Here is an 11,129-nt window from a genome sequence, read left to right as displayed (position 1 = left end):
TTCGCTCATCGAACGACCGGTGAAATCCGGGCGGTGTGAGGTGTGGGCCGGAATGCAGACAAGGGATCTTGGGTGACGCCGTCCGGCGTCACGGTACAGAAGGAGACATCACCATGGCTGCAGTGTGCCAGGTGACCGGAGCGGTTCCCGGCTTCGGTCACAACATCTCGCACTCGCACCGCCGGACGAAGCGCCGCTTCGACCCGAACGTGCAGAAGAAGACCTACTTCGTCCCGTCGCTGGGCCGTAAGGTCACCCTGAACGTGTCCGCCAAGGGCATCAAGGTGATCGACGCTCGTGGCATCGAGTCGGTCGTGAAGGACCTGATCGCGAAGGGTGTGAAGCTCTGATGGCCAAGAAGGCACAGGACGTCCGTCCGATCATCAAGCTGCGTTCGACCGCGGGCACGGGGTACACCTACGTGACCAAGAAGAACCGCCGCAACAACCCCGACCGCATTGTGCTGAAGAAGTACGACCCCGTCGTCCGCAAGCACGTCGAATTCCGAGAGGAGCGCTGATCTCATGGCCAAGAAGAGCAAGATCGCGCGCAACCACCAGCGCGAGGAAGTCGTCGCCCGCTACGCGGAGAAGCGCGCTCAGCTGAAGAAGCAGCTCATCGACCCGAACGCCACCGACGAGGAGCGCGAGGCCGCTCGCGTCGGGCTGCAGAAGCTGCCCCGCGACGCGTCGCCGGTGCGTCTGCGCAACCGCGACGTCATCGACGGTCGCCCGCGCGGCCACCTCTCGAAGTTCGGCATCTCGCGTGTGCGCTTCCGCGACATGGCGCACCGTGGCGAGCTGCCCGGCGTGACCAAGTCGAGCTGGTAACAGCTCGCCTCATCGATCGAACCGAAGGCCGGTCCCACACGGGGCCGGCCTTCGCCGTCCCGCGCGGCCTGCCGATCGCGCCGCCGCCGGCGAAGGTACAGCTGGTGGACGAAGGTGTGGGAAACCGCCGTACCCTCGTCCACCAGCTGTACCCTCGCGGATTTGGGTACGAGGGACGGGGAGTGGGTGCGGAGCCGTCACCGCGGTCACTCCAGTCGCACTGGCCACAGACGCCACGCGACACGCCGGGGAAGTTGCGCCAGAAGCACCGGAAATCCGCATGATTCCGCGGAATCTTGGTACATTCGTCCCGGTCGCACTGACCAACCGGGGGGCAAACGTCCTTCGGTTCCCGTAGAGAAAGACGGCATGTCCGCCGTCTGGAGGACACACCCACATGGCTGACAAGTCCATCACCAAGACCGAACTCGTCGCGAGCATCGCCAGCGCCACTGGCCAGAGCCAGTCCGTCGTCTCCGGCGTTCTCGACTCCCTCTTCTCCACCGTGTCCGAGGCCGTGGCCAAGGGCAGCAAGGTCTCGATCCCGGGCTGGATCGCGTTCGAGCAGGTCGACACCGCCGCCCGCACCGGCCGCAACCCGCAGACCGGCGCCGAGATCAAGATCCCGGCCGGCAAGCGCGTCAAGGTGACCGCCGGCTCGAAGCTGAAGGCCGCCGTCAAGTAAGCAGCCTCGGTCGTCGTCAGTTCCGACGATGCCGAGAAGGGGGATGTCGCAGCTGCGGCATCCCCCTTCGTCATGTCCCGACCCGGCCGACACTCGGCGGCGCCGCTTAGGCTGGAGGGGTGATCCCGACCCCCACCCGCGACGGCACCGGCGCGCCGGCGCGCGGAGCCTCCGCGAGCCTCATCCCGGCGCGGGCGCTGCGGGTCGTCGGTCCGGCGCTTCTCGTGGCGGCAGCGCTGGTCGCCGCGATCTGGGCCCTCGCGTACGGCGGCGGGGCGGCCCCGCTGCAGCTCGGCGACCCGGGCCCCGGCGTGCGCTGGAGCCTGCCGCTCGTCACGATGGCCGTCAACCTCTCGGCCGCGGGCCTGTGCGGGTCGCTCGTCGTCGCCCTGTTCACGCTCAAGCCCGGCGAGAAGCCGTGGGAGATCGCGCTCACCGCCGCATCCGTCTCGGCCGGCGTCTTCACCGTGGCGGCCGGTCTCGTCGGCTTCCTCACGTTCGTCCTCACCTTCAACCCGACGATCGGGCTCGACAACACGTTCGGCTCGCAGCTCGGCAGCTGGCTCACCACCACCGAGTCGGGCCGCACCTGGCTCATCACGACGCTCGCCGGCGCGGTGCTCACGGTGCTGACCTTCGCCGTGCGCGGCTGGACGATGACCCTCATCACCGCGGGCCTCGCCCTCGCGGCGGTCGTGCCGATGGGCACCCAGGGCCATTCCGGCGACCTCGCCTCGCACGACATCGCCGTCACGTCGATGGTGATGCACATGCTCGGGGCGGCCGTGTGGCTCGGCGGACTGGTGCTCATGGTGCTGATCCGCCCGGCGATGGACCGTTCGGCGATGGCCGACGCGCTCGCCGGGTATTCGTCGATCGCGCTCGCAGCGTTCGTCGTGGTCGCGGTCTCGGGCGTGGCCCGGGCGGCCGTCGGCGTCGGCGACTGGGCTGGGCTCGCGTCGGGCTACGGCGTCATCGTGCTCGTGAAGAGCGCCGCCCTCCTGCTCCTCGGCCTGTTCGGCGCCGTGTACCGCACGCGCCTCATCTCCCGACTGCGGCAGGATGCGGCATCCCGCCGCTTCTGGGCCCTCGTGCTCGGCGAGCTCGTCATCATGGGCATCGCGAGCGGCGCCGCGGCCGCTCTCGCCCGCACCCCGCCGCCCGCCGGGGCGCAGACGCCGCTCGCGGAGACACCTGCCGAGATCCTCACCGGCGCGCCCCTGCCGCCCGCGCTCACGATGGGTCAGTGGTTCTCGGCGTGGAGCATCGACCTGCTGTGGCTCGTCGCGTGCGCGTTCGGCATCTTCTTCTACCTCGCGGGCGTGCGGCGCCTCCGCCGCCGCGGCGACAAGTGGCCGGTCTACCGCACGGTGTTCTGGATCCTCGGCCTCCTGCTGCTGCTCTGGGTGACGTGCGGGCCGATCAACGCCTATCAGGAGTACCTGTTCAGCGTGCACATGGTGGGGCACATGCTGCTCAGCATGGCGATCCCCGTGCTGCTCGTGCCCGGCGCTCCGGTGACCCTCGCGCTGCGCGCGATCGCCAAGCGGCGCGACGGCACGCGCGGAGCGCGCGAGTGGATCATGTGGGCGGTGCACAGCCCCTACGCGAAGGTCATCACCAACCCGATCGTCGCGGCGGTGATCTTCGGGGCGTCGCTGTGGGCGTTCTACTTCACCGACCTGTTCCGCTGGGCGATGTTCGACCACCTCGGGCACGAGTGGATGATCGTGCACTTCCTCATCTCGGGCTACCTGTTCGTGCAGTCGCTCATCGGCATCGACCCGGTGCCGTCGCGGCTGCCGTACGCACTGCGGCTCGTCGTGCTCATCCTGGTGATGGCCACCCACGCGTTCTTCGGCATCACGATCATGATGCAGACCGGTCTGATGCTCGCCGACTGGTTCGGCGCGATGGGCCGCACCTGGGGCGCGACGCCGATGCAGGACCAGTACGTCGGCGGAGGCGCCGCCTGGTCGATCGGAGAGATCCCGACGCTCATCCTGGCGATCGTGGTCGGCATCCAGTGGAGTCGCAGCGACGCCCGCGCCGAGCGCCGCGCCGACCGGCAGGCCGAGCGCACCGGCGACGCCGAGCTCGTCGCGTACAACGCGCGCCTCGCCGCCCTGGCCGCGAAGGACGCCCGCGACGCCGAGCGCCAGGCCCGCATCTGAGGCGGCTGCGCGCGGCGTGCGGTTGTCAAGCCGGGGGCCGGGATGCGTCGGCCGCTGCGGTCGCCAGCTGCGGCGAACCGACCTCAGTCGTCGTCGGGAGTCGTGACGCGGATCGACGCGGTGCCGCTCGGCGAGATGTCGATCGTGCCCACCATCGTGAACGGCACGTCCTCGTCGACGTGGCGCACGGATCCGTCGTAGATCGAGCGGATGTCGACGACGATGTGCGCGACGCCCTCCGTCCGGGGGATCGCCCAGTCCTCGCCGTGCGGCTCGACCGTGATCTTCGGCATCGACTCCATGGACCACTGCGGCGGACCGTCGATGCGGTTCTGCACGAGGTAGCCGAACGGGCAGCCGGTGGGCTGCAGCACCTGCTGTGTCGCGCACTGGCTGAGGAAGTCGCTCACCCGGTCCTGCACGACCTTGACGAATTTCTCGGTGGGCTCGGTCTGCACCTCCACGGGGACGTTCTTCAGCGGCGCATCCGAGATCACCGCGACCCCCGGCGAGTAGGAGATCGCCGTGTCGACGCGCACCGAGTACACGCCCGGGGAGAACACGAGCATCGGCACCGCGGCGGCCGGGTCGACCTGCGCACCGGCGAGAGCCAGCTGGCGCTTGTCGATGCGGAAGCCGTTGACCTCGAACGACATCGAGCCGTGCACCGTGAGGTCGATCACGGCGAGCGGACTGCGCGCGAAGCGCCACGTCGGAACGAATCCGATCTGGCCGTTGCGGGTCACCGTGAACGTCGTGCGGCCGGCGTGACCACCGGCGCGGTACGAGGCCGTGACCTCGGTGACGCCCTCGCTCGTCGATTCGCCGTCGATGCTCACGTCGCTGAGCTGCGCGAGCGCCGCCTGGCGCAGCAGCGCCGCCGACGCGTTGTCAGGGAGCCCGGCCGCGTCGAGCTCCGATCGGTCGACGGCGACGCCGGGAATGTGCAGCGCATCGGCCGCCCGCCCAGCCGACAGCAGCGACAGATACTGCTTCACGAACGCCGAGGGACTGTAGAGCTCGCGATACGCGACGTACCCGCCGAAGCCGAGCCCCCCGAGCAGCAGGACGAACACCAGGCCGATGACGGTGAGGTCGCGCCCCAGGTGACGGCGCCGGGCGGGGGTGGCCTCCACCCCGTCCGCCACGCCCTCCGAGAGGTCGGCAGCCTGCGCACCGCCGACGGCATCCGGAGCGATCACGGCGTCCGGAGCCTGCGGCGCGCGCGTCGTCGCTCCCGTCGCCTGATGCTCCACCGCCCCAGTCTAGGAAGAGCCTGCCGGGATTCCCCTGTGGAGCGACACTCGGCGACGCACGGCGCCCGCCTACCATGGACGGGTGAGCACGCCCGCGCTGTCCCCGGAACAGGAGGCGCTGTTCCGTCTGATCGAGGACACGCGGGAGCACGTGTTCGTCACCGGCCGCGCGGGCACCGGCAAGTCGACGCTGCTGAACCACCTCGCGTGGAACACGAAGAAGCAGATCGCGGTGTGCGCGCCGACGGGGGTCGCGGCCCTGAACGTCGAGGGGCAGACGATCCACTCGCTGTTCAAGCTGCCGATCGGACTCATCGGGAGGAAGGACGAGCCGCAGTCCGACGCGACGCGCAAGCTCCTCAACGCGATCGACACGCTCGTGATCGATGAGATCTCGATGGTCAACGCTGACCTCATGGATGCGATCGACCGCGCGCTGCGCACCGCGCGCGGCCGCCGGGCGGAGGCGTTCGGCGGCGTGCAGGTGGTGATGTTCGGCGACCCGTACCAGCTGGCGCCGGTGCCGCCGCGCGGCGACGAGATGCGCTACGTCAACGATCACTACCGCTCGTTCTGGTTCTTCGACGCGCACGTCTGGGCGGGTGAGGCGCCGGATGCGTCGGGCATCCTCGACATCGGGAGGCACGGCGCCGACCTGCAGATCCGCGAGCTGCGCGAGATCCACCGTCAGTCCGACGCCGGGTTCAAGGCGATGCTCAACGCCGTGCGGCACGGGCACGTGACGGCGGACATCGCCAAGATCCTCAACGACACCGGTGCGCGCAGGCCGCCGGAGCCGACGGATGGCGAGCCGCCGATCATCACGCTCGCCACCCGCAACGACCGGGTCACGGCGATCAACCAGCGTCATCTCCACGCCCTGCCCGGACGGTCGCAGACCGCCGTCGCCGAGATCAACGGCGACTTCGGTCGCGGCGACGCGTACCCCGCCGACGTCGACCTGCAGCTGAAGGTCGGCGCCCAGGTGATGTTCCTGCGCAACGACACCGCGTCGTTCGGCGAGGCGCCGCGCTGGGTCAACGGCACGATCGGCACCGTCACCCGCATCGCCGGCGGATCGGTGCGGGTCGACGTCGACGGCGAGGAGCACGACGTCGAGCCGACCGTGTGGGAGAAGTTCCGCTACGCGTACGAGCCGTCGACGAAGTCGCTCACCCGCGACATCGTCGCCGAGTTCACGCAGTTCCCGCTGCGGCTCGCGTGGGCCGTGACGATCCACAAGTCGCAGGGGAAGACGTACGACCGCGCCGTCGTCGACCTCGGCTCGGGGGCGTTCGCCCCGGGTCAGACGTACGTCGCCCTGTCGCGGCTCACCTCGCTCGACGGCCTCTACCTCACTCGCCCGCTGCGACCCCGCGACATCCAGGTCGACCCCGACGTGCGCCGGTTCATGGCCGCGGTGCGCGCCGCGGCATCCTGAACCCGGCCCGTCGCCGCCTTCGCGCACACGTCCGTGCCGGCGCTCGTCCCTGCCGGCGCGCTCGTCTCGGCCCGCCACGCCGCCGGCGTTCCCCAGATGAGGGGATTCGGCCGAGAGGAGGGCGATCGAGCTCGGAATCCCCTCCTCTGGGCCGAATCTCCTCCTCTCGGCGGAGCCCGGCCCGGGCGGGGAGCCTCTCGTCCCGGCGGAGGCCGGCCCGAGCGGGAGCCGTGACCGCGGCGCCGCCAGCGGGACGGGGCGTTCCTCCGAGAGCGCTGAGATCCGGCGTCACACGACGCTTCGCCGCGGGGCGGCGGCGAGGCGTGTGTTTGAATGCTTATGCACGTTCATCGGGGGGTGAGGATGCTGGTCCGCTCCGGAGTCAGACGCGTCGTCACCGCGGCGGCGGCCGCCGTCGTGCTCGCCCTCCTGGCATCCGGCTGCTCCGCCGGGCCCGACGCGGCCGCGCACGCCCTGCCCGGATCGGGCACGAACCTCCCCGACGACACGCGCGAGCAGATGGAGAACGCGGTGAAGGGCGCCATGGCGGCGACCGGCTCGTCGGGCGCGATCGCGGGCGTCTGGGCGCCGTGGAGCGGCTCCTGGGTCTCGGGGCTCGGCACCGTGGCACCGGGCGACAAGACGCCGGTCGACGCCGACATGACGTTCCGCGCCGGCCTGATCACCCGTGCGATGACGTGCGACGCCCTGTACGCGCTCGCCGCCGACGGCACCGTCAAGCTCAGCGACAGCGTCACCAAGTACGTCGCGGGGATGCCGAAGTTCACCGACGTCACCCTGGAGACGCTCTGCGACAGCACGAGCGGCATCGGCACCTACCGCGGCCTGCTCGACGACAACGAGCTCGGCAATCCGCAGCGCGTCTGGGACCCCCGTGAACTCGTCGGCTACGGCGTCGGCGACGTCGGCGGCCAGGTGCGCCCCGGCACCGAGTACAGCGAGTCGGACGCGGGCTATCTCCTGCTCGGGCTCGCGCTCGAGCGCGCCAGCGGCAAGAGCGCCTCGGAGCTGCTCCGCTCGACCGTGTTCGAGCCGCTCGGCCTGGGCGACACCGCCCTTCCGGGCCCGACGCCGGCCGAGCCCGTGGTCGGCTCGTCCGACCCGCTGCACGGCTTCGCCCTCACCACACGCGACAAGAACGGCGCCTTCGTCTGCGACAAACAGACCGACGTGACCGAGCAGTCGGCGAGCTACGGCTTCACCGATTCCGGTGTCGTCTCCGACATCGACGACATCGCGGCGTACGCGCGGGCGCTCGCGCAGGGCACCCTCGTCAAGGACAAGAACCGCTTCGCCGCGCCGCTTCCCGTCACGCCGGCCTCGCCGTCGTGGTTCACCACGGCGGGCGGCGCGATCCAGATGGGTCCGCTCATCGGCCAGTACGGGTCGTCGCCCGGTTACCTCGCCGCCGCGTTCTCCGACCCCACCAGCGGGCTGACCGTGGCCGTCGTGCTCAACAACTCCGCTGCCGGCCGCGGCGCCATCCTGAACCTCGCGCGCGAACTCGCCGCGATCGGCTCGAAGGCGCCCGCCGCCTCCGGGCAGAAGGCCCCTGCGGTGGGCCTTCCGTGGACGGCCGAGGAGTACCACGCCCTGATCGCGAAGACCGCGATCTGTGCGGCGAAGAAGTGAACGGCGCCCCCCGCGTGCTCGAGGTGTGCTGATGCGCGTGCCGCGCGGACGCGCCGCGGCCCTCTCGGCGGTCGGGCTCGTCGTCGCGGGCGAGATCTGCATGGATGCGGGCGCCGCCATCGCCGTGCTGGTCTTCCCGCAGGTCGGTCCGCTCGGGATGGTGATGCTGCGCCTCGTGTTCTCGGCTGCCGTGCTGCTCGTGCTGGCCCGTCCCCGCCTGCGGGGGCACTCCCGCGTCGACTGGGGCGCGGTGTTCGTGTACGGGGCGGTGCTCGCCCTGATGAACGGGCTCTTCTACCTTGCTCTCAGCCGCCTGCCGCTCGGCGTCACGGTCACGATCGAGGTGCTCGGGCCGCTCGTGCTCTCGATCGTCGTCAGCCGCCGCGCGTCGGCCTGGCTGTGGGCCGCCCTCGCGCTCGGCGGGGTCGTATGCCTCGGGGGCGGCGGATGGGACAGGCTCGACCCGCTCGGCGTGCTGTTCGCACTCGGCGCCGCGGCGAGCTGGGCGTTCTACATCCTCGCGGCCGCGCGCGTCGGACGGCGCTTTCCCCGGCTCGACGGACTCGCGATCGCGATGTCGATCGGCGCGCTGCTGTCGCTGCCGTTCGGCATCACCGCGGCTGGTGCCGCTCTGCTGCGGCCCGAGGTGCTCGGCCTCGGCGCGGCGGTCGCGCTGCTGTCGAGCACGATCCCGTACGCCCTCGAGCTCATCGCGCTGCGCCGGCTGCACGCATCCACGTTCGCGATCCTCATGAGCATGTCGCCCGCGATCGCCGCACTCGCCGGTCTCGTCCTGCTCGGACAGCTGCTCACGCCGCTCGAGCTCGCCGGCATCGTCCTCGTGATCGCCGCCGGCGTCGGCGCCGTGCGGGCCGGCGTCGCCGAGTCGTCTCGTCGCGAGGGGGAGCCCGACGAGGCGCCGCTCGCCGCGCCGGATGCGATGATCGCCGATCCGACGGGTCCGCTCGCGATCCTGAACGGGCCGCTCACCGGCCCGGTCTCGCTGCCGCCCCCGCGGCGCGACCCGGAGGAGCCGTTCGCCGAGCCGATGGCGTGAGGTCAGTCGCCCAGCTTCTGATCGGTGTTCGTGTAGACGATCTGGTCCGCGCGCGAGCCGACCAGGCCGAGGGTGACGCGCAGCAGCGTCGGGGTGACGCCGTCCTTCGGCGGGGGAGTATCGGCGCCGAGAGTGAGCGATCTGCCGTTCGAGGTCGTCGCGGTGAGCGAGTTCACGTAGACGGAGACGTCGCCGCGCAGCGCCATGCGGTCGGCCTTCGTGACGAGACTCGGCCCGGTCTCGGCGCGTACGGTGAGCGAGAAGCCGTCCATCGTGATGCTCTCGGCACGCAGGCGCAGCGCGGCGATGCGCGTGCCGTCGGCGAGCCGCACGCTGACCGGCGCGATGCCCTTCAGCCCGGTGAACGAGAGAGAGGTGACACCGAGCTGGGCCGGCGGCTGCGTGAAGACCATGCTGTCGTCCTTCGGCAGCAGCTTCAGGGGGATCGCCTCGGCCTTCGGTGTCTCGGTCTTCGGCACCTCTCCCTTCGAAGCTCCGTCGTCGTCCGCACCGAGACCCAGAGTCGCCGGGTCCTCCCCGGCCCCCGGCGCCGGCGGCACCGCGATGCCGGGAGCGTCGGGTAGGGGGACGGATGGGGTCGGCGTGGGGGTGCCGGTCGGCGTGGGGCCCGGGGTGGTACCCGGCCGGGGGCACGGGAGGATGATCGGGATGCACAGCTGCGCCGACGCGGGAGCCGGCGCGGCGATGCCACCGCCCACCGCGAGGCATCCGGCCGCCAACGCCGCCGCCCCGAGGAGGAGGATGCGCCGGCGCGTCATGCGACCGGGCCCGTCGTGGCGTCGCGGCGGGAGGTCGGGGCCGCATCCGTCGACGCTCTCGAGTTCCCCAGCGCGTCGGCATCGGCCGGCACACCGTGCTCCGCGCCGGCCGCGGCATCCGTCACGCCCTCCTCCCGCCCGGCCGCGGCATCCGCCTCTGGGGCCTCGGCATCCGTCTCTTCAGCCTTCGCGACCCGCGCAGCACGCGGCAGCCACGCCACCGTGAGGATGCCGCCGATGCAGCCGAGCAGCATGCCCACCACGAATCCGCCGAGGTTCACGCCGACGAGCGAGTAGACGGCGACGACGAGCACGAGCACTCCGTAGAACACGTGATGCGCGGGCATGAGGATCGCCAGGACGCCGAGGAGCAGCAGCGCGATCGGGATGACCGTGGCCTGGAACCCCTCGATGCCGAGCTGGATGCGGATGTTGGCGAGGTCGAGCTGGCTCGAAAGGAAGATCTCGACGCCCGCGAGCATCGTGAGCAGTCCGCCGATGAACGGCCGCGCCCGGCGCCACCCGCCGAAGCCCGACCCGACGGCCTCGGGGCGCCGGCGCGTGCCGTTCAGAAGCATCCCTTCGACCCGTCGGTCAGCGCGACCTTCATCCCGTTCAGGGTGAAGACCGACGCCTGCGTGCTCCAGGCGGTCTGCTGCACGCCCTTGATCGTCACGGTGTCGGCGTCCTGCGCGAAGTCGCCGGCCGTGCCCTTGGCGCTCGTGTGGACGGTGGAGGCGTCGACGCCGATGCGGATCGTGCTGAAGGATGCGTCGCCCTTGAGCCCCGTCATCCCGATCTGCAGGTCGCTCGCCGTCGCGGGGTTGTCGCCGCCGCCGGCGGTGATCTTGACGCCCACCTTGCCGAGCGGGGTGTCGGTCGAGACCGCCTGGCACAGGTCGTGCAGCGTCGCCTTCTTGATGTTCGCGATGGCGACGGGGTGCGCGTGGCCGTTCGTGTCCTTGGCGACGCCGGAGTACTGCGAGAAGCCCTCGCCCTCCAGCAGCGATGCACCGATCTGGAACTGACTGCCCGACACGGCGAACGACACCGGGACGGCGCCCTGGGCGACGCCGGCGGTGAGCAGCGTGACGGCCGCGGCGACGGGGATCGCGGTGAGAGCGACCCGTCCGCCGTGCGAGCGGGCGAAGGTGCGGAACTTCATCGTGCCTCCTGTTTCGACGGGGCGACGGCGGTGTCGCGCCCGTCCCCGAGCCTAGAGACAATTGACAATCAGTCAACAAGGAGGGGATT

At 71.0% G+C, this 11,129-nt stretch carries 12 protein-coding genes; 8 read left to right on the top strand and 4 right to left on the bottom strand.

Annotated elements, in window-relative coordinates:
• Positions 1-113 precede the first annotated feature (113 nt).
• The 5 genes from rpmB (at position 114) to AC3RX1_RS04425 (ending at position 3,689) form a co-directional block, all read left to right on the top strand.
• A complete protein-coding gene (gene rpmB, locus AC3RX1_RS04445) occupies positions 114-350 on the top strand; it encodes a 50S ribosomal protein L28 (protein ID WP_039402457.1) in 237 nt (78 codons plus the stop codon).
• Positions 350-520: a 50S ribosomal protein L33 gene (rpmG, locus tag AC3RX1_RS04440; protein ID WP_292847558.1), complete on the top strand. Its 171-nt coding sequence runs from the start codon at positions 350-352 to the stop codon at positions 518-520. Before rpmB ends, rpmG begins: the two co-directional genes overlap by 1 nt.
• Before the next feature lie 4 nt (positions 521-524).
• Positions 525-830, top strand: a complete 306-nt coding sequence (rpsN, locus tag AC3RX1_RS04435) for a 30S ribosomal protein S14 (RefSeq protein WP_491500034.1) — start codon at positions 525-527, stop codon at positions 828-830.
• Positions 831-1,227: 397 nt separating this feature from the next.
• Positions 1,228-1,515: an HU family DNA-binding protein gene (locus tag AC3RX1_RS04430; protein ID WP_491500033.1), complete on the top strand. Its 288-nt coding sequence runs from the start codon at positions 1,228-1,230 to the stop codon at positions 1,513-1,515.
• Between the two features lie 182 nt (positions 1,516-1,697).
• Entirely contained in the window at positions 1,698-3,689 is a 1,992-nt protein-coding gene (locus AC3RX1_RS04425; RefSeq protein WP_491500092.1) for a bifunctional copper resistance protein CopD/cytochrome c oxidase assembly protein, read from the top strand.
• Positions 3,690-3,772: 83 nt separating this feature from the next.
• Here AC3RX1_RS04425 and AC3RX1_RS04420 read toward each other — a convergent pair whose 3' ends face one another.
• The gene (locus AC3RX1_RS04420; protein WP_491500032.1) at positions 3,773-4,945 is read right to left on the bottom strand and encodes a hypothetical protein; all 1,173 of its coding nucleotides are present in this window, start codon (positions 4,943-4,945) and stop codon (positions 3,773-3,775) included.
• A gap of 82 nt (positions 4,946-5,027) precedes the next feature.
• Here AC3RX1_RS04420 and AC3RX1_RS04415 point away from each other — a divergent pair, with 82 nt between their 5' ends.
• From AC3RX1_RS04415 to AC3RX1_RS04405, 3 genes are all read left to right on the top strand, one after another.
• Entirely contained in the window at positions 5,028-6,386 is a 1,359-nt protein-coding gene (locus AC3RX1_RS04415; protein ID WP_491500031.1) for an ATP-dependent DNA helicase, read from the top strand.
• A gap of 363 nt (positions 6,387-6,749) precedes the next feature.
• Positions 6,750-8,039, top strand: coding sequence for a serine hydrolase domain-containing protein (locus AC3RX1_RS04410; protein WP_491500030.1), 1,290 nt, complete (start codon positions 6,750-6,752; stop codon positions 8,037-8,039).
• Positions 8,040-8,070: 31 nt separating this feature from the next.
• Positions 8,071-9,096, top strand: coding sequence for an EamA family transporter (locus AC3RX1_RS04405; RefSeq protein WP_491500029.1), 1,026 nt, complete (start codon positions 8,071-8,073; stop codon positions 9,094-9,096).
• Positions 9,097-9,098: 2 nt separating this feature from the next.
• Here the strand turns inward: AC3RX1_RS04405 and AC3RX1_RS04400 are convergent, their stop codons facing one another.
• From AC3RX1_RS04400 to AC3RX1_RS04390, 3 genes are read right to left on the bottom strand one after another with little or no spacing between them, the layout of a single operon-like run.
• Positions 9,099-9,875, bottom strand: coding sequence for a hypothetical protein (locus AC3RX1_RS04400; RefSeq protein WP_491500028.1), 777 nt, complete (start codon positions 9,873-9,875; stop codon positions 9,099-9,101).
• Entirely contained in the window at positions 9,872-10,453 is a 582-nt protein-coding gene (locus tag AC3RX1_RS04395) for a DUF6114 domain-containing protein (RefSeq protein ID WP_491500027.1), read from the bottom strand. Before AC3RX1_RS04395 ends, AC3RX1_RS04400 begins: the two co-directional genes overlap by 4 nt.
• Positions 10,444-11,040 (bottom strand): DUF6230 family protein, encoded by a 597-nt coding sequence (locus AC3RX1_RS04390; RefSeq protein ID WP_491500026.1) that lies wholly within the window; start codon positions 11,038-11,040, stop codon positions 10,444-10,446. The genes AC3RX1_RS04395 and AC3RX1_RS04390 overlap by 10 nt, the downstream gene beginning before the upstream one ends.
• Positions 11,041-11,129 lie beyond the last annotated feature (89 nt).

It is taken from the genome of Microbacterium altimontanum (assembly GCF_058349865.2).
The sequence above is the reverse complement of the archived record's forward strand: the minus strand, read 5'-3'. Positions and strand labels throughout refer to the sequence as shown.